Below are 26205 nucleotides of genomic sequence, written 5' to 3' on the forward strand. Positions count from 1 at the left end.
GCGTCCGCGACGCAGTCGCCAGCGGCGGTCGCTCGGACGCGAGCCATCAGCGGGCCGCGAACACGCAGCGCCGCAGGCGCTGCAAATCGAACACAGCATCAAGCCGAGCGTCGTGCGGGCCGCCGCTCGGATTCCAGCCGCACCCGCTCGTCCAGATGCTCCGGGATATGCCAGGTGATGTCGGCCCTGGTGGCCGCCATCAGTTTCCTGCGCACCGCCGCGACCTGTGCGTCCACCGTCCGGATCGAGCTGCCCCTGCGCCCGGCGATGGCGCTGTTGGCCCAGCCCGCGGCGGCGAGCACGGCGACTTCGCGCTCCGCGGGGGTCAGCTCGTCCCAGCGCGAGGCGACGGTCCTGGCTCGCGGTCGCTGGCTCGGGATTTGATCGATGGGCAACCTGCCGAGCAGGAACAACTGGAGCTCGTCGCGTTCCGGCCGCAGGCGGGCGCCGCGCTGGGCGGCCGCCGCGTAGATGTCTGCACCGACGACGGAGGTGGCCACCTCGACGGCTCGGGCGGTGCCGCGAGCCACCAGCGTCACCCGGTCGGCGACGATGCCCATCGAACGGTGCAGCGTGTCGATTCCGCCTTGCAGATGCGCGATTTCGGTGGCAGCGGCGATCGATTCGGCGCTGCCGGTGTCGCCCGCGTCGACCCGGGCGGAGAGCAGGTATGTCTTCGCCATCATGCTGAAGTGGGCGACCCAGCCCGCCGTCCAGGTGTCCCCGGTGGTCAGCAGGCGCTCCAGCGTGGACTGTCCGAGCCGCACCGCCTCGTGCGGATCGCCGTGCCTGGACACCGCGATCATCACGGCCAGCTCCGCCCACGCGATGGCCCAGGCCGCGCCGGAGTCGATGGCCCGGTCCAGATGCCTGCGGGTGGCCCCGAGCGCCACGTCGGCGTCGGCGATATTGGCGTAGGTGAGCGTCTCGAACAACTCACTGCGCTGCTCCCCCGCCCGATCGCCGACCGCGGCGAATTTCCGCCGCGCCCGTGCCAGTACGTCGGCCGCGCGCAGGTCGAAGTGGATCAGCAGCAGTTCCAGGCCCCAGGTGAACTCCACCGGTGCGGGCAGGCCTGCGTCCGTGGCCGTGGTCTCCCGCCAGCCACGACGCAGCTCCGGATCGGTCAGGCACTCCGCGGCGCACTCGTCCAGCAATTGCGCGGTGTAGGTGTGCCTGCCCTGCCAGATGGCGATCCAGCCGACCAGCGCGGTGGCGTTGATACGCAGCCTGGTCGGCGGCGGATCGAGCTGGGCGGTGACTTCCAGGGCCTGTTCGGTGAGACCCGTGATGGCACGGTTGGAGCCGGTGATGAACGCCACACGCAACGCCATCAGCGTCGCGGCGGTCTCCAGCCCGACGACGGCCTCCTCCGGGTCGGCGAGGCTGGTTTCGATGGCGATGAGGATGTTGTCCCAGGCCGTGCGCGCCCAGTCGATCCACTCCTGCTCCTGCGGTCCGGACCAGGTGGCCGGGCCCGCGGCGACCCGGTCCCGGTAGTGCCGCCGGTGCCGGGCGAGCAGCCGCGCCGCGTCGACGTCGTCGCCGCGCGCCGACAGGCGATCGCGCATGAACACCCGGACGCTCTCCAGCAGGTAGTACCGGACCGCGGTCGGCGTCATGTGCGCCGACAGCAAAGACCGTTCGACCAGGCGCTCGAGCAGTCGGCCGATCTCATCGGCGGGCAGCGCCGCGTCCGCGCAGACCGCCACGATCGCGTCGACTTCCGCGCCGCACGGAGATTCGTCGTTCTCCGAGTCGCAACCGGTGGCGAACACCGACATCCGTTCCAGCAATAGTTGTTCCAGGTCGGTGCACAGACCGTAGGACCAGGCGATCACGTCGCGCACGCTGCGGTGTCGGTCCCCGACGCCGATCCTGGCGCCGTGCGTCCACTGCAGGCGCCGGTCGTCGGTGTCACCGGACAACTCGCGCAGCACGATCGCGGGCGGCCGGTGCAGCAGTCGCGCCGCGGCCAGCCGGATGAACAGCGGGTTGTTGTCGACATGACCGCAGATCCGCGCGGCAATGGCGAGCTGCCCGGGATCCTCGGGAATCGGCCGCCCGGTGCGCTCGGCACGCCGCCGGAACAATTCGAGGGCGTGCGTTCCGGACAGTGGCGGCACCATGACCAACTGCTCATCGATCCAGCCCACCGGCTCCCGGCTGGTCGCCACGACGGTCAGGCCTGGCACCGCTTCGAGCAGTCCGACGATCAGCGGGCCAACCCCGCCGAGCACGTGTTCGCAGTTGTCGAGCACCAGGATCGTCCGGTGGGACTCGTCGTCGTCCTCACTGAACGTCGCCACCAAGCCATCCCAGGCCGACCGGCCCGTGATGGCGTTCTTCGCCAGGGATTGCAGCACTTCCTCGGCGACCGCTCCGGTTTCCGCGCCCGCCGCGAGCCGAGCCAGGCGCGTCCAGTAGACGGCATGCCCGGCCGCATCCCGATAGCGGCGCACGGCCTCGACCGCCAACGTCGTCTTGCCGATGCCGCCTGGTCCGAGCAGCGTGATCAACCGCGCGCTCGACGAGGACAGCAGCGCGTCGATCTGTCGCAGTTCGGCGTGTCTGCCCACGAATTCCACGGGCGCGGCGGGGCCGTTGCCCCCGCCGCCGTTCACTTCCGACATGCCGCCCACACCTATCGATCAGAAACCACCGGGAGAAGCAGCCTAATGCGTACCTCCGCCTTCGCTCCGGCCATGGCACGGACTCTTGACGGAATGCGGCCGGCTGCGCCCATCAGGCACCCCTGCGGCCGCGCCTGGGCCGTCGCTCGGATTCGCGCCGGACGCGGTCGGCGAGCTCGTCGGGAATGTGCCCGGCGATATCGGCCCGGGAGGCGATCATCAACTTCTGCCGGATGGTGGCGACCTGCGCGTCGACCGTCCGGATGGAGCTGCGCCGCCGGGCGGCGATGGCGCTGTTGGGCCAGCCCGCCGCGGCGAGCACAGCGACGTCGCGTTCGGCCTGGGACAACTCGCTCCAGCACGAGCCGGGCCGTCGCGACACGGGACGGGTAGCGCCAGGCCGGTCCGGTCGCCGGGCTGGTGGCGTCGATTCGGTGGCCGGCGACCACAACGCGTCCAGTTCGGGGCGCAGCCGGGTCCGGCGCTCGGCCGAAGCGTATGCCCGGTCGCCGAGCACCGCGCGGGCGACCTCAGCGGCGCTGCGGATCTCGGCGGCGACCAGCGGCACACGGTCCACGGCGATACCCATCGAACGCTGCCGTGTCTTGAAACTGCCGACCAGGTAGGCGATCTCGGTCGCGACCGCCGCCGGATCGCCACCGCAGGCGCGCTCGGCGATGAGCACTTGGGCCATCGCGACGATGTGCGCGCCCACCGCCCAGGTCGCCGTCCAGGTGTCCGGCTCCCCGCGGTGGCGGGTGAGCACGCCGTTGGTCATCGCCAGCGCTTCGGCGGCGGACCCGTGCTTGGCCAGCGCCACCGCCCGCGCGATCTCCGCCCATGCCGTCGAGAGCGTCGAGCCGGACGACACCGACCGCTCCAGGAATCGCGCGGTGTTCTCCAGCGCCTGCTGCCGGTCGCCGACGAGGGCCGAGCAGAACGCCACGAACACCTCGCTGCGCTCGGCGCCGATACGGTCGCCCTGCTCGGCGAACTTGTGCCGGGCGCGGGTGAGGACGGTGATCGCGCGCGGGTCGCCACGCACCAGCATCAGCTCGAGTCCCCACATCCATTCCACCGGCGCGGGCAAGCCGAAATCCACGTCGGCGTAGCGCGGCCCCGCCTCGGCCGGCCCGGTCACGCAGTCGGCGAGCAGCTGCGGAATGTTGTCGGTCCGGCCCTGCCACAACCCGATCCAGCCGAGCAGCGCGGTGGCGAGGTCGGCGACTCCGGAGGGACCGATCCCGGCCGCCTTGGTGGCATCGAGCGCGCGTTCGGTCAGCCGGGTCAGCGCGCCCGCACCGGACTTGACGAAGGGCACCTTCATCGAGAGCAGCACCGTCGCGGTCTCCAGCGCGATCACGGTCTCCGCCGGATCGGCGAGGCCGGATTCGATGCCGAGCACGATGTCGTTCCACGCCGACCGCGCCCAGGCCAGCCAGGCCAGGTCGTGCGGGCCCAGCCAGATGGCCTGTCCGGCGACGACCTTGTCCCGGAAGTACCGGCGGTGCCGGGCGGCGAGACGTTCGAACTCGCCGCGGTCGCGGCGGCGCAGGTGCTCGCGGGCGAAGACGCGCACGCTTTCCACCAGGTACCAGCTGACCGTCGTCGCGGTCAGATGCGCCGACACCAGCGATTGCTCGGTGAGCCGCTCCAGCAGGTGTTCGATCGCACGCGCGGGAAGGGAGTCGTCGGCGCACACCGCGATCGCGGCGTCGAGATCGATGCCGCCGCGAACCGATTCGTCATCGGTCTCGTACCCCGCGGCAAAGACCGACAGCCGCTCCAGCAGCAGTTGCTCGGGGGCGCTGCACAGCGCGAAGGACCAGGCGATGACGTCGTAGACGCCGCGGTGGCGTTCCTCGGCGCCTGCCCGGCTTCCGTGCGTCCAGCGCAGGCGCTTGTCGTCGGCGTCGCCTGTGAGTTCCCGCAGCACCATCGTCGCAGGCTGATGCCGCAGCCGGGCCGCGGCAAGCCGGATGAACAGCGGGTTGTGGTCGACCCGGCGGCAGATCCGCGCGGCGACGGCGACCTGCTCGCGATCGTCCGGGATCGCCCGTCCGAGGAGTTCGGCGCGCTGGCGGAACAATTCGAGCGACTGCCGCGGCGACAGCGGTGGCACGGCCAGGAGGTACTCGTCGACCCAGCCGATCGGTTCGCGGCTGGTGGCCAAGATGGTCAGCCCCGGCGCGGCATCCAGCAGCTCGGCGATCATCGCCGCGACCGCGCCGAGCAGGTGTTCGCAGTTGTCCAGCACCAGAACCGCGCGCTCGGCGGAACGGTCCCCGCTGGTGAAGGTGCGTACCAGCGCGGCGCGGGTCGGCGGGGAGCTGAGATCGGTGCGCACCGCCGACTGCATCACGTCCTGTGCGGTCGCGGTGCTGTCGGGCTCCAGCTCGGCCAGCCGTGCCCAGTAGACCGGCCTGCGCCCGGCCCGCGAGCCACGGCGCAGCGCCTCCGCGGCTAATCGCGTCTTGCCGATCCCCCCGGGGCCGACCAGGGTGATCAGGCGGGCGTCGCCGTCCAGCAGCTCGCCCAGCCGGTCCAATTCCGTTTCCCGGCCGATGAATTCACTGGTGGACGCAGGCAGCACGTCGCCTCGTGCCTGAACCACGGACATAGAACGAAAGTTAGCCGACGACGCGCCGACGCGCTGAGCAATCAGAGGTTAACGTTCGTCTCACCTGCCGTGTGGGCGACGGACGGCCACCGGCGCGTGCTACCCCATCGACGCCGAGGCCGTCTGCTGGTAGTGCATTTGGACCACCGCGCTGTCGAACGTCATCACGTCGACGAGTTGCAGCCCCGAGGCCACCGCGGGCGTCGGGAACAGCGGGATGCCGCCACCGAGCAGGATGGGGTGGACGAACAGCCGGTACTCATCGATCAGGTCGTGCTTCATGAACACCGAGGCCGTCTCCGCCCCGCCGAACAGCACCATATCGCAGCCCGGCTGCGCGCGTAGCGCGGTGATCTGCTCGACGAGGTCCTCCCGGACGATGCGCGTGTTCCACCCGGCGGTGCGCAAGGTCCGGGAGAAGACGAGCTTCGGCGTCTGTTTCCAGCACCGCGCGAAGTCGACGTAGAACTCGGAGATCGCCGGATCCACATCGGCGGTCGGCCAGAACGATGCCATGATCTCGTACGTCTTGCGGCCGTAGAGGAACAGGTCGGCCGAACGCAGTTCGTCGAGGAACGACTCGCACAGTTCCTCGTCGACCACCGGCCAGTGGATTTCCTGATCCGGCCCCTCCGCGAAGCCGTCGAGCGACATCTGCATCCACAGTGTCACGCTACCCATTTGCCCACACCCATCTGCTGCCCTTGTGCGACCGTCAGATTGTCGGGGAGAGCGACACTTCTGCGCATCGGTAGGTCGGTGCAAGACATACTTAGGTAGACGGCCATAGGTAGCGTCGCAACAGTGCGAACGCGCGCCGAATCAGGCCAATATACCGCTAATTAACGGCACGTTACTGTCACGTATCGCCACTGATGGGAATCTGAAATAGAGATGTTTCCAGCGGTTTCGGCCGCACCCGCCGATCAGTCCCCTGGCAGTACCTCGGAGAGCTCGGCGTCCTGGTCGAGATACTTTGCGATGAAGCGGTTTACGAGTTCCGCGGCGGTTTCACCGGGGATCGCGCGGGCGGCGGCCAGCTGCTGTCCGAGGTCGGCGATCTCCGCCGGGCCGCCAGGGGAATCCTGGAACGACGCCCAGATGGTGCCCCGGAACAGGTCGACGAAGCGGCGGGCGATCCGGTCGGCGTCGGCGCGCAGTCGCTCCAACTCGCCGAGCGCTTGATCGGCTGGGATGCCCGCGGCGGTCAGGCGATCGAAGCCGTGCGCCAGCCGTCGATCCGCGATCCGATACGTCGCCGCGTCCACCGGCTCGTACAGGCCCGCGGCGACGACCCGCGCCAGGCCGTTGGGCACGTCGCGGTAGCGCTCGGCGAGCTCGGTCGCCGCGATGGTGTCCCCGGTGTCGGCGACGGCCGTCTCGGGCGCGCCGGGCTCGCCCACGCCCAGGATGTCGCCGAGGTCGTCACCGCGGTCCCAGGCGTTGAGCAATTCCTTGATGCCATTGAGTTTGATCCCCCGGTCGAGCAGCCTGCTGATGGTGCGCACCCGGTTGAGATGGTCAGCGCCGTAGAACCCGGTCCGCCCCTTGACCTGCGGAGGCGGCAGCACTCCGCGTTCGTGGTAAACGCGCAGGCTGCGCACGGTCGTACCGGCTTCACGCGCCAGCTCGTCGATGGTGTACTCCACACCCGCAGTCATACTTCAAGGAAACCACATCGCAACACGGCGCGACGGCCGGTGCGCGGCCATTGCCAGCACGACCGACCGGCCTATAGCGATAATCCAGCAAACACCGCGCAGGTGGTCGCGTGCCATGCTCAGCCAGGCGCGGGGGCAACACCTGGTCGACCGCCCTTCCCGCCCTTGGAAACCCACGCGGTGCACGGCTTTTGCCGCTGCACCTATCCTTCCGGCATGGGTGAATCTGCGGGCCCTCCGGCCAGTATCGCCGACCGTGAGCGGGCACTTCGCGAGCTGACCCAGCACTTGGGCGCGGGCCGAATCGGCCTGGCCGAGTTCGACGAACTCAGCACCGCCGTCGCGGCGGCGACCAGCAAGGCTCAGCTGGCCGAACTGTTCGCCGACCTGCCCGGCAGCACACCGCCCGCACCCGAGGTGACCCCGGCCAATCCGCTGCCCCGCCTGGTCGTCCTGGCGGGGGCGGCCGTGGTGTTCTCGGTGGTGCTCGCGGTGACCACCGGCAACTGGCTGTGGCTGCTGGTGATCCTGGCCGCGCCAGCGCTTTTCATGCTCACCGCGCGGACGACCTGAGTCCGGTCACCACCGCGACTTCGGCCGCACGGAGTTGGCCAGGTCCACCAAGCGGTACCGGTGCAAGCGATGCGGCGCGATCCGCGCCAGCGCACGCAGGCTCGACTCGAGCCCGCGTTGCAGCCCCAGCAAGGTGAACGGGAAACCGAGCAGGGTCGCCTCGGGGGTGGCCGATTGCCCGCCCGCCCGCACCCACTCCAGCGCCGCACCCACCACGATGACCTGCAGTTGCAGCGCTCGCGGCTCGTCCGGCGCCGCGTCCAAACGCGCGGCGGCCTCGAGCAGGTCGGCCTCGGTGGTCTCCGGTATCGGTTGGGAGACCAGCAGCAGACACCCGGTCATCCGCGCGACGTTCTGATATCGCGACGCCTCCGGCACCTGATCCAGGACCTCCACGGCCTCCAATAGCCCGCCATCGGCGGCGAGCCTGCGCGCCAGGCCGAAGGCCGCGCTCACCACGCCGTGGTTGGTCCGCCATACGGTGCGGTAGTACTCCTCGGCGAGCCCACCCCAGTCGGTGTCGCCTGCGGCGTCCCCGAGATGCTGCAGGGTGAGTTCGGCGGTCGCGGCCAGAGCCAGAGCGGGCGCGATTTCGCCGGGCAGCATGCGGTGCACCAGATCGAAGTACTCGAAGGCGCGCTCGCACTGGCCGTCCAGCAGCGCGGCGATGGCGGAGTACCACTCGATACGCCAGTCGGTGCCGTAATCGGGCCGCAGGTCGGCGAGCCGGTCGCACGCGGGCACCACTTCACCGAGATCGAGGTGCGCGCGCACCGCGGTGAGCGTGCCCTCCAGCTCGAAGGTCTCCGGCTCCCGGATCGTCCCGGAGACGATCCGGTCGGCGGTGCGGCGCAACGCGTCCAGGGCATGTCCCGGGTCGCCGTGCAGCAGCGTGGACAGCAGGTCGGCGCTGGGGTCCTCGCCGTCGATCAATGGCACCGGCAGGGCCGCGACGACGCTCGGCGCGTCCAGCGCGGGCAACCGGTGCCGCCCGTCGGCCATCCCGTCGGTCTGCCCGATCAGCGTCTCGATGCCGAAATCACCGCGCATCGCGCCGAATTCGAGCGATGCCTGGGGGTGTTCCTTGCCCGTGTCGTAAGCGAGCACCATCCGCAGGACACCGGCGAGCTGGCCGTACATGGCGTAGGCGGTCGGGAATCGGCGGGCGGGATCCCGCTCGGTCGCGCGCAGCAGCAGCCGGTGCAGCGCCGGGTAACGCCGCAGCAGTGGCTGCTGTTCCGGCGAGGGGATGCCGGGCAGCTGGTGTCCGTCGGCGTTCTTGGGCATGTCCATGACCAGCGCGGCCAACGTCCGCCCGACGGTGTAGATGTCGGAGGCCACGGTAGGGCCGGTCTCGGTGATCTCGGGTGCCTGGTAGCCGGGGGTGCCGTAGATGCTGCCGTAGGACTCCATCGCGGCGACCGCGCCGAGATCGATCAGCTTGACCTCGTCCTCGCTGACCATGATGTTGTCCGGCTTGAGGTCGTTGTAGGCCAGCCCGAACGAGTGCAGATAGTCCAGCGCGGGCAGGATCTCCATCATGAAGGCGATCGCCTCGGAGACCGGAATACGATCCGGCGCACGGAGGTCGAGCATCTTCTTCAGCGAGCGTCCGCCGACGTACTCCATGACGATGTAGCCGTCGGGCACGTCGCGGCCGGAGCGGTGCTTGACGAAGTTGTGGATCTTGACGATGCCCGGATAGGCCACCTCGGAGAGGAACTGGCGTTCGGCGAGGGCCACCACGTGTGCCTCGAAGTCGAGCGGGTTCTGCAACCCTTTGAGCACCACCCAGCGGTCGCTCACGTTGCGGTCTACGGCGAGGTAGATCCATCCGAGCCCGCCGTGGGCCAGGCAGCCCTGAACTTCGTACTGGTCGGCGACCATCTCCCCCGGCTGGAGCGAGGGCCGGAAGTTGAACGGGGAGCCGCATCGGCCGCACTCCCCCTCGACCACACCCGGCCCGGTATCGGTCGTGCGGCCGACCGGCTGCTGACACTTCCAGCAAAATCGTTTGTGTTCAGGGACTTCCGGGTCCTGCATGACCGCAGTGCGCGGATCGAGCGGACTCACCTTGGGCATGGACACCAGACCGCCGCCCAATCTGCGCACGCTCGGCCGCGAGCGCGCGCTGCGCCCGGAACCGGGTTCCGATTCGAGTTCGCCGAGCAGCAGCTCGGCAGTGCCGATGGTCGGCTCCGGCCCAGCCGCGCCGCCCGGCGCGGTCGGAGGCCCGACGTCGCTCGGGACGGAGTCCACGGCGACGGCACGCTTCGACCGCTCCTCGACCCACTGCGGAGTCGACCACGGATTGGGCAGTCGTGGGGGGACTTCGGTTTTGAGCAGGTGCCGAGTTGCCCAGGGGTGGGAAGTTCGCCGAGGCACTTCGGTGCCGCGCATTCGCCGATTCGCCCACGGGTGCGCGAGTGGACGGTCGGAGGCGCTGGGGTGCTCCGGCATACGAACCTCTCAAACCCACCGTTGAATCGGGGTTTCATTCTGGTCCGCCGCCTGTCGATGCGCAGAGTGTTGTTCCCGGCATTGGGAATAGCTCCGCCCCGGGCGGAAGGCCCGGGGCGGATACTGCCTCACTCCTCGTCGGGCTTGTCCAGGATCACCACGGTGTCGCCACCCTGCTCCCGGCGCTGCGGCCGCTCGGCCAGGACCGGGAACTGTCCGGTGACGCCCTCGCGGACCGCCGCGATCTGCAGCACCCGCTTGCGGGCGAGGAACCAGCCGCCGACGAGCGCAGGAACCATGATGACGAGCATCGCGATCACCGCGCCGCGCTGCACATGGTCGTCGCTGAAGGCCATCAGGCCGACCACGGCAACCAGGAACACCAGCGTCGCGTAGCTCGTGTACGGCGCGCCGATCAGCCGGAAGGACGGCCGCTCCGCCCGGCCGGTGCGCGACCAGCGCCACAGCTGCAGCTGGCAGACCACGATCGCGGCCCACGCGAAGATGGTGCCCAGCGCCGACATGTTCAGCACGATCTCGAACGCCTGCTCCGGCACCACCGCGTTCAGGCCGACGCCGATGAGCGCGACCGCGCCGGTGGCGAGGATGCCGACGTAGGGCACGCCGCCACCGGACATCCGCGCCGCGATGGTCGGCGCGCTGCCGTTCATCGACATCGAGCGCAGGATGCGGCCGGTCGAGTAGAGGCCGGCGTTCAGGCTGGAGAACGCCGCGGTCAGCACGACGAGGTTCATCACCGAACCGGCGCCGTCCAAACCGAGCCGCGAGAAGAAGGTGACGAAGGGGCTCTCACCGTTCTTGAAGGCGGTGTAGGGCAGCAGCAGAGCGAGCAGGACCAGCGAACCCACGTAGAACAGCGCGATCCGGGCGATCACGGAGTTGATCGCGCGCGGCATGATCTTCTCCGGGTTCTCCGCCTCACCGGCGGCCGTACCAACCAATTCCACTGCGGCGTAAGCGAATACAACACCGGTGGTGACCAGGACCAGCGGAAGCAATCCACTGGGGAAGAGCCCGCCGTTATCGGTGATGACACTCGGGCCGGTGACCTGACCGTCGACCTTGAACCGGCCCGCGAGGAACACCGTGCCGATGATCAGGAAGGCGACCAGCGCGACCACCTTGATCAGCGCGGCCCAGAACTCGAGCTCGCCGAACCACTTCACCGAGACGAGGTTGATGCACACCACGACGGCCAGGGAGACCAGGGCGATCAGCCACTGCGGTATCGCCTCGAAAGCTCCCCAGTAATGGACATAGGTCGCGATAGCCGTGATGTCTACGATCCCGGTCATGCACCAGTGGAAGAAGTACATCCACCCGACCGCGAATGCCAGCTTCTCGCCGTAGAACTCACGGGCGTAGGAGACGAACGATCCCGAGGAGGGGCGATGCAGCACCAGCTCACCGAGCGCCCGCAGGATGAAGAACACGAACACGCCGCAGATGGCGTACACGATGAACAATCCGGGGCCCGCACTGGCCAGCCGGCCGCCCGCACCGAGGAACAACCCGGTGCCGATCGCACCACCGATCGCGATCATCTGCAGCTGACGCGGGCGCAGCGACTTGTGGTAGCCCGAGTCCTCGTCTTCGAGCGCGGCAGCCTGCGCGGGCGCCTCCGCGGGTGGTCGAACTGTGGTCATGGCGATGGCCTTTCAGGTGACGGCGATCATAACTTCGCTCAATGTACCGTTAGATAGCGGTACGTTCAATAGCGACTCGCCACTTGTAACATGCTGGACATCAATGATTTTGAGAAAAGCCCGCCCGAGCAGCGGTGATCGCAAGAAGGAATCATTGAACGAGCCACTCGGTATCGGTACGCTCGATGGGGAAAGACGGTAGAGGGAGCGCAGATGGCGTGGTTCGAGCGGGAGTTCATCGCGGTCCCCGAGGAGCGCAAGAACCAGTTGGTCTTCAAGTGGCCGGATGTCAACATCCGCCGCTACAGCCGCGCGATCGTCAACGCCGACGAGATCGCCCTGTTCGTCCAGTCCGGGCGGGTGATCGCCGCGATGGGCCCGGGCCGGCACCGCATCGACGCCGCCGAGCTTCCGGTGCTCGGCGCACTGGTCGACACGGTCACCGGCGGGAACTTCTATCGCGCCGAGCTGTATTTCGTCTCCACCAGAGAGTTTCCGGGGATTCGGTTCGGCGGTCGGCTGGCCGACATCCTCGACCCGGTCAGCGAGCAGGTGGTGACCCTGCGCGTGTTCGGCGAGTTCGCCCTGACCGTCCGCGATCCTGCCGAGCTGCTCACCCAGCTGGCGGGCACCGCCGATCTCACCGACCAGCAGCGAGTGCAGAGCTGGTGCGCCGACCTGCTGCTCAAGGCCATGAAAATCGCTGTGACTCAGGGTATCTCGCGCGGCGACTGGCAAGTGCTCGGGCTCTCGGCGCAGTTGCAACCGATCGAGACCGCGGTGCTGCGCCAGACGAACACGGCGCTCTACGAATACGGCCTGCGCATCCCCCGGATCGGAAACTTCGACATCTCACTGGCTCCGGAAGACGCGGAGCGGCTGAAGCGGCTGGCCAAGGACGTCAAGTACATTCGCCTGACCGGCGATTTCCAGCGCTACGCAGCGGGTGAACTCGCGCTCGGCGCGAGCCAGGGTTTCGCGCACGGTCACCACCACGGCGCGGACGGCGGATTCCTCGGCGCCGCTCTGAGTTTGAACGCGATCGGCCAGCAGGTCGGCACGCATTCCGCCGCACCGCAGCTGCCTGCCGCGGCTCCCGCGGCGGGACAGGTGCCGTGCGCCGCCTGTGATACCGCGAACCCGGCGGGTGCCCGGTTCTGCATGAACTGCGGTGCGCGCCTGGAGCCGCAGCCGCGGCACTGTCCCGGTTGCGGCACGGAATCGGCCGCATCGGCCAAGTTCTGCGGTGCCTGCGGAACGCCGATGCCCGGAGGCTGACGCCGAGCGCGCCGTGCCTCCGGGCATCGTCCGGATGGATCAGCCTGCGACCGCCGGTGCGACGGCGGTCGACTCACCGCTGCTCACCATGCCGCGGACCTGCCGCGCCGCCACCGAGAGGGCGGCCAGGTCGTGGGTCTCGGCGGCGAAGATCTGCGCCAGCGACGCACGGGCGCGGGACAGCCGCGACCGGTTGGTCGACTCCCAGTAGGCGATCTTCTCGGCGGTGCTGTCCTGCGGTTCGGAAGCGGTCAGCACGTCCAGGGTCAGCGAGCGCAGCGAATCGTAGAGATCCTCGCGCACCGCCAGGCGGGCCAAGGCCCGCCAGCGCCCGCCGCGCTCCAGCTTGCCCACCGCGGTCAGCAGGCCTTCGATCTGGAAGTGCTCGTTCAATGCGTAGTACAGCACCGCGACCTCCGCGGGATCGCGGTCGGCGATGTCGGCCAGGTCGATCACATCCAGCAGCGGGAAGCGGTGGATCAGCCCGAATACCTCCTCGGCCAGCTCACGCGGCGCGCCACGGGAGATCGACCGCCGCGAGCGCTCGGCGAGATCGTCGGTGAGATACCCGGTCAGCCAGGCCGGCACCTGGCCGGCCAGGGCACGCACGCCGTCCCGGTACCTGGCGATATCGGCGCCGATCGCGATCGGCTGCGGCCGGTTGGACAGCAGCCACCGCGACGCCCGGTCGAGCGTGCGCTTGGTCTCCAGCTCCAGTTCGTTGCGCGCCGCCGTGGACATCGGCGTCTGCCTGATCCGCTCCCACAGCGTGTGCAGATCGAAGATCTCGACCGCCGCCTTATAGGCGCGCACCGCGTCGTCGGTGGTCGCCCCCGCCTCCTCCGCGAGCCGGAAGGCGTGGGTGATGCCGCCGTAGTCGACCATCTCGTTGACCACGACGGTGGCCACGATCTCGCGCCGCAGCGGGTGCCTGCCGATCGCGGCGGCGAACCGCTCGCGCAGCGGCGCGGGGAAGTACGCGGGCAGCACCGACGCGAATGCGGCGCTGTCGAGCAGGTCACCCGCGAGCAGGTCGGCCTTCAGCGACAGCTTCACGTGGGCCATCAGATTCGCCAGCTCGGGCGAGGTGAGCCCGGTGCCTTCGGCGGCGCGGCGGGCCAGATCGGCATCCGTCGGCAGCGCCTCCAGCTCGCGGTCAAGGCCGCGGCGCTGCTCTAGGTCATTGATCAGCCTGCCGTGCACGCCGGACATTCCGGCGGCGTCGGCCCGCGACATACCCAGCCGGAAGTTCTGCGAGATGTTGTCGCGCAGCACGAGTTCGGAGACCTCGTCGGTCATCGAGGCCAGTAGCGGATTGCGCTCGGCGATCGGGAGCTCGCCGCTGGACACGACGGCGTCCAGCAGGATCTTGATGTTCACCTCGTGGTCGGAGCAGTCCACACCCGCCGAGTTGTCCAGCGCGTCGGTGTTCATCCGTCCGCCGTTGCGGCAGAACTCGATGCGGCCCAGCGCGGTCGCACCCAAGTTACCGCCCTCGCCGATCACCTTGACCCGCAGTTCGTCGGCGTTCACCCGGACCGCGTCGTTGGACTTGTCGCCCACCTCGGCGTTGGTCTCCGTGCTCGCCTTGATGTAGGTGCCGATGCCACCGTTCCACAGCAGGTCGACCGGAGCGCGCAGGATGGCCTTGATCATCTCCGGCGGCGACAAAGTGGTCACCTGCGCGGGCAGGTCGAGCGCCGCACGCACCTCCGCCGTCACCGGAATCGCCTTGGCGGAGCGGTCGTAGACGCCGCCGCCGGCGCTGATCAGCGACCGGTCGTAGTCGGCCCACGACGAGCGCGGCAGGGCGAACATCCGCTGCCGCTCCTGGAACGAGGAAGCCGCGTCGGGGATCGGGTCGAGGAAGATGTGCCGGTGGTCGAACGCGGCCACCAAACGGATGTGCTCGGACAACAGCATCCCGTTGCCGAACACGTCACCACTCATGTCACCGACACCCACGACCGTGAAATCCTGCGTCTGAGTGTCGATCTCCATCTCACGGAAGTGCCGCTTGACACTCTCCCACGCACCCTTTGCCGTGATACCCATCGCCTTGTGGTCATAACCCGCCGAGCCACCGGAGGCGAACGCATCACCCAGCCAGAAGCCATAACTCTGGGCCACATCATTGGCGATATCCGAGAACGTCGCGGTGCCCTTGTCGGCCGCGACAACGAGGTAGGTGTCGTCACCGTCGCGGCGCACCACCCGCGCGGGCGGGAGCACCTGCCCGGTCGCTCGGTCGACATTATCGGTGATGTCGAGCAGGCCGGAGATGAACGTGCGGTAGCAGGCGACGCCTTCGGCGCCGAGTGCCTGCCGGTCGGCAGCCGGATCGCCCGTCTGCGCGGGCGGTTGTTTGACCACGAACCCACCCTTGGCGCCAACCGGCACGATCACGGCATTCTTCACCGCCTGCGCCTTCACCAAACCCAGGATCTCGGTGCGGAAGTCCTCCAACCGATCCGACCATCGCAAACCACCACGCGCCACCGAGCCGAAGCGCAGGTGCACGCCCTCGACGCGGGGTGAATACACGAAGATCTCGAACTGCGGACGCGGCCTGGGCAATTCGGCGATCGCGTGCGGGTTCAGCTTGACCGACAGATAGTCCAGCGGAGTGCCCGTCTCGTCACGCCGGTAGTAGTTGGTCCGCAGTGTCGCCTCGATCAAGCCGAACAGGGCGCGCAGGATGCGGTCGGTGTCCAGGCTGACCACGGCGTCGATCTCGGTCTGTACCCGCTCGGCGATCTCGGCCGCCAGGCCTGCGGTCTGGGCGCCGATGCCATCCGGATCGAAGTACGCGGCGAACAGTTCGGTGCACGAGCGGGCGGTGGCCGGGTGGGTGAGCAGCACGCGGGTGATGTTGCCGAAGGTGTAGGCGAATCCGGCTTGCTGCAGGTACTTCGCGTAGGCGCGCAGCAGTGCCACCTGACGCCAGTGCAGGCCGGCGCGCAGGATCAGTTCATTGAGACCGTCCACCTCGGCGCGGCCGAACCACATCGCGGTCACGGCGTCCGGGAAACGCCGTCGCACACTGGTTTCCGGCAGCGACGCGACATCAACCGACTGAACGAGCTGCGCGGACGGCTCGCTCTCCAGCGCGTCCCGCAGCGGCGCGGCCGTTACGCGCAGTCCGAAGTCGTAGATCCAGCGGTCCGGCCGGTCGGCCACAGTGATGCGGTAGGGCCGCTCGTCGACGACTTCCACACCGAGACTGTGCAGCACCGGCAGCACCCGGCTCAGCGAGACGCCCTCCCCTGCCACGTACAGCGTGAATCGCCAATCCGCCGAGGGGGATTCGCCGTGCCGGTAGAGATTGGTGTCGATCTCGCCGTCGGCGAGCCGCTCCAACCTGCGCAGATCGGTCAGCGCCCGCGCGGGCTCGTGCTCCTGCTGGTAGCTCGCCGGGAAGGCGGCCGCGTAGTCGCCGACGAGCGCCTGCGGTACGTCCGGCACGCCCGCCGCCTCGGCGACCAGGCGGTCGCTCCAGGTCCACGTGGTGGCCAGCAGCAGCTCCTGGATCCGCTCGCGGTTGTCCTCGGAGATGTCGCCGGGTTCGGCGCCCGGCTTGCGGTGCACCGTGAAATACACGACGGCCAGCTCCGATTCGGTGGCCCGCGCGGAATAGGCGATCTGCTCGGCGTCGAACTCCGCACGCAGGATGTCGCCCATGCGCATACGGACCTCGGTGGAGTAGCGGTCCCGCGGCATGTACACCAGGCAGTAGATGGTGTCGCTGCGCGCATCGCGCCGCAGGAACAACTGTACCTGGCGCCGCAGGCCCAGATTCATGACGGCCGAGACGGTTTCGAACAGCATGCGCGCGTCGGTGGAGAACAGTTCCACCCGGGGGAACGACTGCATCGTCTCCAGCATCGCCTGCCCGGAGAACGAGTTGAGGTCGAGACCGGCCCAATCGATGACCTGCAGTACCCGCCGCGAGATGACCGGGATGTCGAGGATGTTCTCGTGCAGGCCCGCGACGGTGAAAGTGCCGACGACGACGTGCTCGCCCTTCACCATGGCGACGGTGTCGCCCCAGGCTGCGCGACCACTCGGATCGGTCGCGCCGTAGTCGGCGACGCTGATGAAGTACAGGTCCCGTGACCCCGGCAGCAGCGAGTCCACCGAGCCGTTGGCCATGCGCAGGACCGTCCGCTTCGCGCCGACCACCGGCACGCTGATATCCGCGGCGGCCCCGCCCGCGAGCACGCCCAGTCCGGTGCCGGGCAGCTGCCACGGCTCGAAGTCGGCGTTCGCGCTCGGCGCGGAACGGCGGAAGTGGTAGTAGCCGTAGCCGAGTGGGGTGAAGTGGCCGTCGGACAGCCAGCGCAGCAGATTGGCGGCCTGCGGGATCTCCGCGTCGCCGGCCCACTGCGCGGCCTGATCGAGCTGGTCGGCAACGGTGGTCAGCACCTCGACCATGGTCGGCGTGTCGTCGGCGACCTGGCGCAGGTCGGCCAGCAGTGGCGGCAGCGCGCGTTCGATCCGGTCCACCAGCTCGTCGGACAGACCCGCGCCCAGCTGCACGTGAATCCACGACTCGCGCAACGTCTGTCCGTCGGCCTCGCCTGCGGGTTCGGCCTCGCCGTCGCGGGGGGCGATAGCCAGCACCTTGCCCTCGGCGTCCCGTGACACGTCGAATACCGGGTGCACAACCTCGGTGATGGTCGCGCCGAGCCGCCGCAGTGCGGCGGTGACCGAGTCGACCAGCAGCGGCATGTCGTCGTTGACGATCTGGATCGCGGCGCCGAGCCCAGCGGTGTCGTCGGGCCGGTAGACCCGGGTGGTCGCCGAACCGGGCGCGCGGGTGGCCGCCAGTCCGAGATGCTGGCGGAAGATCTGCTCGGCCCGATCCGTGATGGCCGATGTCGAGGAACCCGGCTGAATCCAGCGGAAGTAGGCCGCCTCCAGGTCGGTCGGATCATCGTGGAACCGCTTCGGTGAAATCGTCTGCTGGGTGGTTGCCACCATCGATCCGTTGCCTTCCCGAGAACTGCACTCGTACGTGTTTCGTACTTTAGTTAACGTACCGCTGGATAACGGCACAATCAACAGTGTAACAATAATTCGCCGTAGCAGATGCGGATTAGGGCGTCCCGATCAGGGAGTTTCTCCGGCCGAACGGGTGCGGGTGGTGCTGTGTCAGCGGACCAGTCCCGCTCGCGACGCGAAGGTCTTGGCGGCCGCCTGACCGGCGAATGTCCCCGTCTCCAAGCGCAAGCCCGCACGGGTGTCCGCGTACCAGACGGTTGCCGAGGGGCTGATCGCCACGTAGACGGGACCGTCGACGAGCACGACCGCGCGGGCGTTGCGCCAGCGGGAAATGGAGTCGGCCAACTGTTCCGGCCCGACGAGCTCGGAATAGAAGGTCAGGTCCCTACCGCCGGCGATGCCACCGAAGAGCATCGGGTTGTTGGCCCCGATGACGCATTTCTCCCCGCGCCCAGTGGCATCGAGTGCCTGGCATGATGCCGCGGACCGCAGCAGGCCCGGCATGGCCTGCGCCGGTGTGTCCCCGCGCGTCATCGAGGGCAGATCCATCGAACAGGACCGGGCACCGAGGACGGCGGCAACGATCATGACCAGGATTCCGATTCCGGCGGCACGCCACTGCCAGAGCGGATACGACTTGCCGACGATCTTCTTCGCCTCGCCGACCGCCTTTTCCGCTTGGCCGACCGCCTTTTCTGTCCCACCGCCGAGCTTCTCAGCCGGCCCGGCGACCTGGTGGTGCAGCCTGCCCTCGGTGCCGGACTCGACCGCGTCCCGGGGCGCCCGCAGCGGCGCACCGCAGTGCCCGCACCGGGAATCGGCACCGGTGTTGCGATGCCCGCAGTACTCGCAGACCAGCTCGCGCAATGTGGACATCAGCGCCCCGTGACGACGACCGAGGAGATCGCGGTGACATTGACCGATGGGTCACCCTTGGATTCCAGCACCGTCAGCACGATCTTCGACGCGCTCACCGGGGGCTCGATCTTGGTCACCACCAAGGTGCGCTGATCGAGGGTCGGCTGCGTGTAGACGGTCTTGTTGCTGTCGTCGAATTGGTAGGAAACCCGGCTGACGGTACGGTATTTCGCCCACTGGTCGGCGCCGTCCGGGCTGGTGTGGTCCCAGCCGGGCACGATGCCGATCGAGTCGATCTGGTAGGTCTTGCCCAGGTCGATGGTGATGATCTGGCCGTCGACCTTGTAGGCGCGCGCGCACGACCACGCCTTGCCGGATTGCCCGGAGAAGGCGTCCATAGCCGAGGTGCTGCCGGGCCCGCATTTCGAATCGGCGGACTTCACCTGGATGATCGAGCCCGCCGCCGGAGCCGCCGATGTGGTCGGCGCCGCGGAGGTCGGCGGCGGGGTGACGACCAGCAGCTGGTTCTGCGCCGTATTCTTCGAGTCGCCGCCGCCGGTGGTGACCAGCAGCAGCACCAGCAGCACCGCGACCACTGCGGCGACGATCAACGCCACCCTCGGTTTGCGCAGCTGGACGAGCGCGTCCTTGGCCACCTGCTGCGCCGGCGCGAGCCGGTTGGCCTGCGCGGGTGCAGGGCGTTCCGGTTCCGGTTCCGGCGCGTCGGGTGTGTTCGAGCGCGCCGCGACCGCGGAGTAGTCGCCCGCGAAATCCATCGCCGGCGTCGTGTCCTGGGTCTGCCCGTTCAGCAGCGCGAGGATTCGCTCGCTCGCCCTCGGGCCGTCGCCGCTGCGGCGCCGTGGCACCACCGGCTCGGAGTCCGGATCGAGGTCGGGAAACCCTGACGACGCGGTGCCGAAGTCCGGAGTGTCGCTGGGCGGCGCGGCGGAAGGCCCGAACGACGGATCGGACAGCAACGCCTCCAGGACCGCGCCTCGATGACGGAGAAAGACGTCTCCCGCGTCCTCATCGGGCATGAACCGGATCGTATCCGGCGCGAGCAGCCCGCCGAGCTCGCGCTATTCCCGCTGCGGGGAACAACCGAGGGGCCGGTTCAGCGCTTCTTCTCCTCGGTCACGAAGTACTCCGGCGGCACGTCGAACACGCGCGCAAGCGCGATCACCAAATCCAGCCGCGGGATCGCGTCGCCGTGGATTAGCCGGTACAAACCGGACTGCGACACCGGCACGTCCGGGTACGCCAATTCCAGGTGCTGCGCCAGCGAATAGAGCGTCAGCGAGCGCGTCGATCCGTCCTCGGTGGACACGACGGATTCCGCGATCAGCTCCGATAACCGGCTGGAGAAGATCGCGGCGGCGGCCTGTCTCGGCGTCAGCGCGTCCCCGGCGTCCTGATGCGGGAGATCGCCACCATCGGAATGGGTGTCCGCAACCACGGTGATAGACATTAACCGACCGCTCCCGTCAGCTCACGCGACGGCCACCAGGTTGCGGAGGTGCAACCATGGGTCCGGATGCCCGGGCGCCGGGCGCGGGCGGGCCGTCGACGGTATCGAAATATCGTGTTTCGCCTCTCGGCTCGATGAGGTCAACCCGCACTGTGCGCATCGGAATGCTCACGTCCACCGCGGTCGCGCTGACCTGGTTGATCGCGAGATCGACCGCACGCCTGCGCGGACCGCCGGGCTCGCTGATAGTGACCGTCGTGTGCGCGTTGGACGCACGCGGCGGCAGGTGGTCGAAGACGGCGATTGTGGCGGGGTTGTCCGCCTCCGTGCCGTTCTGGGCTCCTGGTCCGTCGGTGTTCGGACCGGCCATCCGCATCGAGCGTGGGTCACCGACCGCGGTGACGAGCTGACGCCAGCTGTCCGGTCGCGCCGAATGGATCTCCACGTCCGCGCCGACCACCATCGCGCGCAGGATGATCTGCTGCGCGACCGGCAGCACGGCATGCACGTCGATGGTGCGCCTGCGCGGGTTGTAGCGGGCCGGGTCGAACAGCGGCAGCGCCAAGGTGTGCCGCGGCTGTCCGCTGATCGCGCCCAGGATCTGGCCGTTCGGGCCGATCGCGATGGTCAGCTCGGCGACCATGTCGTCGGGTGCGACATCAGAGCCGGACTCGAAGCCGCGCAGGACGCGGACCGAGTCCCCGGTGGGCAAGGACGCCATCAGCGCCGTCGATTGATCGCCGCCGAGCAGGCGCAGGTATTCCGGCGGCGTGGTGGTCAGAGCCGGGCCGATGAACCGGACCAGGGCGCGCGGCCCTTCCCCATCGTCGGTCAGACTCACCACCAGCGTTGTGCGGCCGCGGTTCCAGGTCCAGCAGTCGTCCAGGCCGACGCCATCCAAGCGGGACCAGTCGATCAGGAAGCTGGTCACGAACCGGCCCGGCACCGACGACTCCAGATGGCTCCAGGTCTCCCGCAGATCGGTGAGTTCGACACCGGCGTGCAGCAGGCGCGTCGCGTCCCGCAAGGCATCGGCGGGCAGCGCGTGCGCGGCGACGCCGCGTTCGCGTAGCCGCCCCGCGATCCGATGCGCGGCGCTGGCCAGTGCTTTGGGCGCGACCACCGAGCACGGGCCGCGCTTGCTCAGCGCGGCCAAGTTGCGTTCCTGATCGAGCCGGACCACCAGCCAGGTCAGCCGATCGCCGACCACCGGGTGGGAGCCGATCAGCTGGTCGTAGAGCATGCTGTAGCTGCCCGCGGAACGGACACGCTGCCCGGTGGTGACGATGTCGATGTCGACCGAGATGCCGAACTGGTCCAGCATCGGATACAGCACGTCGACCGGAATGGTGTCCTCGGTGTAGAGCGTCTGCTCCCCGATGACGGTGGGCAGGTCCAGGTTCGGCGCGAGCTGGATCATCGCGATCAGCGTCTTGCCCGCCTCGTTGATACCGCACACACCCGCCGCGACCTGTACATCACGGATTGCGGCGAGCTGCGCCCGTTCCCGCGCCCGTGTGGCCCGGCCGGATCGGTACTCCACCCAGTCGAGCAGCCAGCGCGCGCCGGTGCGTCCGTTCACCCGGACGGTCACGGTCGTGACCAGGACCGTGACGACCACCGCGCTGACCCACCACGGTGTCTTGGCCGACAGACCGACCAGCAGCGGGCTGCCGACCACGACGAAGGCCGCGAAAGGACCCCGCTCGACGCCGCCGACCCGGACGCTCGGAAAGCTCACCGCCGCCTCCGCATCAGGGAGTTCGCGTGGCTGCCCGCGAAGCCGAGCAGGAGGGCGATGACGATGACGACTGTCGCGGTGACCGCGGGCAATGGATCCTTCGGGCGCGGCGGGGCGGGCATGGGCAGTTCCGCGGACCGGAACAGCCCGGCGGGCGGCTTCGGCGGCGTCCGGTAGCTCAGCGCCGCCAGCGGGTCGATCATGCCCGCGCCAACGGCGTTATCGATGCCGCGAGCCGGAGCGTGCGCACTGGCCTGCAAACGGGCGGCGATCTCCGCAGGCGTCTCGTTGGGGAACCGCGACCGCAACAGCGCGGCGACTCCGCTGACGTAGGCCGCGGCGAACGACGCACCGCCCACCGGAACCAGCTTGTCCGGCGAGCCGACACCGTTGATGAGACCGCCGCCGCCGGGACCGAGCGACTCGATGCCGGTCCCCGGCGCGGCCACCGAAACCCACGGCCCGTTCAGCGAATCCGGCATCGGCGCGCCGGTCGCGGTGGTGAATCCGACGGTGAGCACATCGGCGCCGAACCAGCCCGGCGTGGCGATCGTCTTCACGTCCCGCCAGTTACGGGGATCGGCCGGCCGGGCCGGATCGATGTCGGGATTCTGCGCGCAGCCGACGGTGCCCGCGGTGTTGCCCGCGCCGGCCACGATGAGCGCGCCGCGAACGTGCACGGCATGGCCGATGGCCGCCGACAGCATGGACTGGTCCACCTGTCCGTCCGCGGGCACACAGATCGGCAGTGACACCGTGATCACCCCGGCGCCCTGGTTCGCCGCGCGGGTGATCGCTCGGGCCATGGTGCGCAGGTCGATGGACAGTTGCTGGTCGCGATCGGAACTCGGGTGTTCGAGGCTGAACGCGCCGGAACGCGTGCGAAGGGAGATGATTCGTGCGTCCGGGGCGACGCCGGCGAATCCGTCCGCGGGATGGGCGGTGGCGCCGATGATCCCGGCGATCAGCGTGCCGTGCGCGTCGCAGTCGGACAGGCCGTCGCCGCCCGCCGCGACGTAGTCGCCGCCGCCCACGAGGTTGGGCAGACGCGGATGGGGAGTCACGCCCGTATCGATCACGGCGACGGTCACGCCCGCGCCGCGGCTCAGCGCCCGGGCGCGGCGCAGATCCAGCGCAAGTTCCGGTGGCGGAACCCGGGACACGTCGCTGTCCGGCAACAGACCCGCGGCCAGACAGCCCTTGTCCTGCTTCGTCGGGAGTTCGGGTCCTGGCGGGTCATCCGCAGGTGGCGAACCGACCACTACCTGCGGTGGTTCCAACGCGATGGCGGGCGCGGCCGGGACGGCGAGCAGCACTCCGGCCAGAGCCGCCACAGCGGCGCTGCCGACCTTCATCAGATCCCTCGCATCGCGGTGTAGACGCCCATGATCCAGAAGGCGATCACCGGGACCACCAGGATGAGCGCGTACTCCACCAAGTCGATGACCCGCCGGGTTACCGGGGAAAGTCGCTTGCCGGGCAAGCGGAGCGCCGCGACACAGGCCGCGATGGCCGCGAAGGCGATCACCAATCCGACCACCAGACGCGCGACCGGGGTCTCATACGCGCCGACCAAGACGAAACCGACGCCGCACACGGTGACGGTGGAGCCGGTGATCAAGGCGATCGCTTGCACCCGGTCCGGATGCCAGCGCGAACGCATCGCCAGCAAGCCGGCGATCGCGGCGGCCATGACGATCTCACGGATACCGCCGGGGCTGACCGCGGCCGAGATCACCGCGGAGACCGCGAGCACGGTCGAGGTCGAGGCGATCAGCCCGCGCAGGCTGGTCACCGCCAGCCGGGCGCGGCTCTCGATGCCGACCTCGTCGCTCTGGCGCTGTCGTTCGCTGTCCTCGCTGTGTTCGTCTCCTTCACGCACCGTCTCGGCGTCGAAGATGTCGGTCAGCGTCGTCGGGGATACTTCGTTGCCCGGGTCGGGCAGGTCCGGCGGCCGGATGCGCGCGATCACCACGGAGATTCGTGGCGCGATGGTCAGCAGCACGATCCCGACGAACACCGCACCACCGGCCACCTGCCCCACAGACAGATCCAGGTAGGTCAGCGGCAAGGCTGCGGCGGTCAGGATGCCGCCGAGCACCGTCACCGCCATCAGCGTCGCGATGCCGAGTCCGCTCAACCGCATCATGGTGGCGGCGGCCACCGCGGCGACCACCGCTCCTGCCGCGAGGTTGGCCGCGGCGAACGGTCCTGGCTGGCCGTAGGCGGGCGGCACCAGCATCGCGCCGCCCGCGAACAGCAGTGGCGTGGCCGCCAGCGACAGGCCGAGGCAGATCTTGGCCGCAGCGTCGCGCCTGCGCGCGATCGCCGCGCCCGCCCAGCACAGCGCGCCGAGCAGCAAGGCGGGCAGCCCGCACCACACGACCGAACCGGTCATGGTCCACGACCAGGACAGCATCGCGGCCACCGCGGCCGCGCCGATTCCCAGCGCGGTGAGACCGACGATCGTCGCGGTATTCGCGTCGAATTCGGCGAACTCACGCTCGTTGATCAAGGCGAGCGCGTCGGTGATGTCCTCGACCACCGGCGTGAACACCTCCGCCGACTCGACGACCGACAGCATCAGCACGGTGCCGTCGGTGACATCGTGGTCGTCGAGGCTGCGCCAGCGCGGCATCGGCGGCTCGCCGGGACGCGCCAGGCTCCACTGGCCCTGCGGCGGGGTGAAGTCCACGCTCTCGTCGTCGATCGCCGAGGCCAGCACCACCAGCAGATCGTCGATGAACGTCTCGATGGTGAACTTGGTCGGCACTACTACGTCGACTTGGTAGGAGGCGACCATCACGGCGATCCGAGCCCGTGCGACCTCCGCCGACGACGACTGCGTCCCGGTGGGCGGGGGCGCAACCGCAGTACTCATCGCCACGCTCCGTGATCACCGGAGCTGTCGGCGCCGCCGGCGAGGTATCCGGGGAATCCGTCGGACAGCCAGGCGGCCAGTTCCTCGAACGCGAGCACGGTCTCCTTCTCCAGCAATCGGAGGTCGATCTCGCCGCCTTCGGCCAGGTGCGCGTCGTAGGGCAACACGCAGGTCGGGCGCTGCGCGGTGGCGAACAGTTTCTCGATCGCGTCCACGTCGACAGTCGGTTTCAAGGGCTGGTGATGCACGATCCCGACGATCGACTTGGCGATCAGGTGCTGCAAGCCGTGCGAGCTCAGCCAGTTCAGGGTGGCCACCGCGCCGGTCACGCCGCCGACGGTGGCCGGGGTCACCACCACGACGGCGTCGCTGGTCTGCAGCACCGACGCGGTCGCCGAATCGAGCACACCGGTCCCGCAGTCGACCAGCAGCAGGTTGAAATGACGGCGCAAAACCTCCACCGCGGTGCGGTATTCGTGGCCGGACAGCGCCTCGGTTGCCTCGGTGGTCCACGGCGAGGCGATCACGGCGAGGTCGGCTGAGTTGATCGAGGTGAACGACTGCACCGCAGAAAACGCGTCCAGGTTCTGCGACTGCGCCAGGTCACGCAAGGTCAGCCCGTACGGATGCCGGCTGGTGCGCGTCGACAAGTCGCCGAAGTCGGGATTCGCGTCGATCGCGACCACCCGGTCTGGGCGCAGGCTGGCGAAGGTCGAGCCGAGCGTGGCCGCGGTGGTGGTGCGGCCGACGCCGCCCTTCACGCTCACCACCGCGATCTGATAAGTCGTGGTCAGCTGGCGGCGGATGCGGTTGCGGCGGTCCTCGGCGCGCTGCTCGGCGGGCGAAAGCCCGAGGTTGAAGCCGACTTTGTTCAGCGCACCACGAACACCGGACTGGGACCGCAGCTGCGCGCGCTTCGCGGCGGAGATGTCGGCGAGCAGCTCGAGCGAGCTGAGCGCGGCGGGCAGCACCTCGATCCGCGGCGTCCCGTCATAGGCCGAGCGGTCGACGCGTTCGGGAACCCACTGTGTCGCCGATCCGGACGACCAATCCTGGTTCGTGGACGCGGTTTCGTTCCGCGCCAGCGCCTGGGAGGGCTCGGCAGCCTGCTCGGCCTGGTATTGCTCGGCAGCCTGCTCGGCCTGGTATTGCTCGGCAACCTGCTGCTGGGCCTGGTACTGCTCGGCAACCTGCTGCTGGGCCGAATGTTGCTGGGCCGCTTGTTGCTGCGTTTCCGCCGGTGTCGCGGCGGTGTAGTCCTGCTGCGTATTCGCCTGCGGAGGCCTGACACTCGCCTGCGGCGGCTGCGCACTCGCCTGCGGCGGCTGCGCACTCGCCTGCGGCGGCTGCGCACTCGCCTG

At 69.1% G+C, this 26205-nt stretch carries 16 protein-coding genes; 2 read left to right on the plus strand and 14 right to left on the minus strand.

Annotation, left to right across the window (positions count from 1 at the left end):
- Positions 1-98: 98 nt before the first annotated feature.
- From NA4_RS29370 to NA4_RS29385, 4 genes are all read right to left on the minus strand, one after another.
- Entirely contained in the window at positions 99-2633 is a 2535-nt protein-coding gene (locus tag NA4_RS29370; RefSeq protein WP_067477280.1) for an ATP-binding protein, read from the minus strand.
- Between the two features lie 112 nt (positions 2634-2745).
- Positions 2746-5253: an ATP-binding protein gene (locus NA4_RS29375; RefSeq protein ID WP_067477283.1), complete on the minus strand. Its 2508-nt coding sequence runs from the start codon at positions 5251-5253 to the stop codon at positions 2746-2748.
- A gap of 99 nt (positions 5254-5352) precedes the next feature.
- Entirely contained in the window at positions 5353-5934 is a 582-nt protein-coding gene (locus NA4_RS29380; RefSeq protein WP_067477287.1) for a dihydrofolate reductase family protein, read from the minus strand.
- A gap of 245 nt (positions 5935-6179) precedes the next feature.
- On the minus strand, positions 6180-6914 hold the full coding sequence (locus tag NA4_RS29385) for a MerR family transcriptional regulator (protein WP_067477290.1): 735 nt from the start codon (positions 6912-6914) through the stop codon (positions 6180-6182).
- Positions 6915-7130: 216 nt separating this feature from the next.
- Here NA4_RS29385 and NA4_RS29390 point away from each other — a divergent pair, with 216 nt between their 5' ends.
- Positions 7131-7487: a DUF1707 SHOCT-like domain-containing protein gene (locus NA4_RS29390; RefSeq protein ID WP_067477293.1), complete on the plus strand. Its 357-nt coding sequence runs from the start codon at positions 7131-7133 to the stop codon at positions 7485-7487.
- A 6-nt stretch (positions 7488-7493) separates the two neighbouring features.
- Here NA4_RS29390 and NA4_RS29395 read toward each other — a convergent pair whose 3' ends face one another.
- Positions 7494-9746, minus strand: a complete 2253-nt coding sequence (locus tag NA4_RS29395) for a serine/threonine-protein kinase (RefSeq protein ID WP_245671638.1) — start codon at positions 9744-9746, stop codon at positions 7494-7496.
- A gap of 329 nt (positions 9747-10075) precedes the next feature.
- Positions 10076-11614 carry an amino acid permease gene (locus tag NA4_RS29400; RefSeq protein WP_067477299.1) on the minus strand — a complete coding sequence of 513 codons (1539 nt, stop codon included), beginning with the start codon at positions 11612-11614 and terminating at the stop codon, positions 10076-10078.
- 213 nt (positions 11615-11827) lie between these two features.
- Here NA4_RS29400 and NA4_RS29405 point away from each other — a divergent pair, with 213 nt between their 5' ends.
- Complete coding sequence (locus NA4_RS29405) at positions 11828-12892, plus strand: SPFH domain-containing protein (protein ID WP_067477302.1); 1065 nt, start codon at positions 11828-11830, stop codon at positions 12890-12892.
- Positions 12893-12931: 39 nt separating this feature from the next.
- Here the strand turns inward: NA4_RS29405 and NA4_RS29410 are convergent, their stop codons facing one another.
- The 8 genes from NA4_RS29410 to NA4_RS29445 all read right to left on the minus strand — a co-directional run.
- Positions 12932-17875, minus strand: coding sequence for an NAD-glutamate dehydrogenase (locus NA4_RS29410; protein ID WP_067477305.1), 4944 nt, complete (start codon positions 17873-17875; stop codon positions 12932-12934).
- 171 nt (positions 17876-18046) lie between these two features.
- Positions 18047-18772, minus strand: coding sequence for a hypothetical protein (locus NA4_RS29415; RefSeq protein WP_067477308.1), 726 nt, complete (start codon positions 18770-18772; stop codon positions 18047-18049).
- The gene (locus tag NA4_RS29420; RefSeq protein ID WP_067477311.1) at positions 18772-19791 is read right to left on the minus strand and encodes a discoidin domain-containing protein; all 1020 of its coding nucleotides are present in this window, start codon (positions 19789-19791) and stop codon (positions 18772-18774) included. Before NA4_RS29420 ends, NA4_RS29415 begins: the two co-directional genes overlap by 1 nt.
- Before the next feature lie 77 nt (positions 19792-19868).
- A complete protein-coding gene (locus tag NA4_RS29425) occupies positions 19869-20222 on the minus strand; it encodes a helix-turn-helix domain-containing protein (RefSeq protein ID WP_040775643.1) in 354 nt (117 codons plus the stop codon).
- A 16-nt stretch (positions 20223-20238) separates the two neighbouring features.
- Positions 20239-21963 carry a type VII secretion protein EccE gene (gene eccE / locus NA4_RS29430; protein WP_067477315.1) on the minus strand — a complete coding sequence of 575 codons (1725 nt, stop codon included), beginning with the start codon at positions 21961-21963 and terminating at the stop codon, positions 20239-20241.
- Positions 21960-23318 carry a type VII secretion-associated serine protease mycosin gene (gene mycP / locus NA4_RS29435; RefSeq protein ID WP_067477318.1) on the minus strand — a complete coding sequence of 453 codons (1359 nt, stop codon included), beginning with the start codon at positions 23316-23318 and terminating at the stop codon, positions 21960-21962. Before mycP ends, eccE begins: the two co-directional genes overlap by 4 nt.
- Complete coding sequence (eccD, locus tag NA4_RS29440; RefSeq protein WP_067477321.1) at positions 23318-24844, minus strand: type VII secretion integral membrane protein EccD; 1527 nt, start codon at positions 24842-24844, stop codon at positions 23318-23320. Before eccD ends, mycP begins: the two co-directional genes overlap by 1 nt.
- Positions 24841-26205 (minus strand): MinD/ParA family ATP-binding protein (locus NA4_RS29445; RefSeq protein ID WP_245671639.1); only part of this gene is annotated, 1365 nt, incomplete at its 5' end. The genes NA4_RS29445 and eccD, both read right to left, overlap by 4 nt.

It is taken from the genome of Nocardia amamiensis NBRC 102102, from assembly GCF_001612745.1.
Lineage (GTDB): Bacteria > Actinomycetota > Actinomycetes > Mycobacteriales > Mycobacteriaceae > Nocardia > Nocardia amamiensis.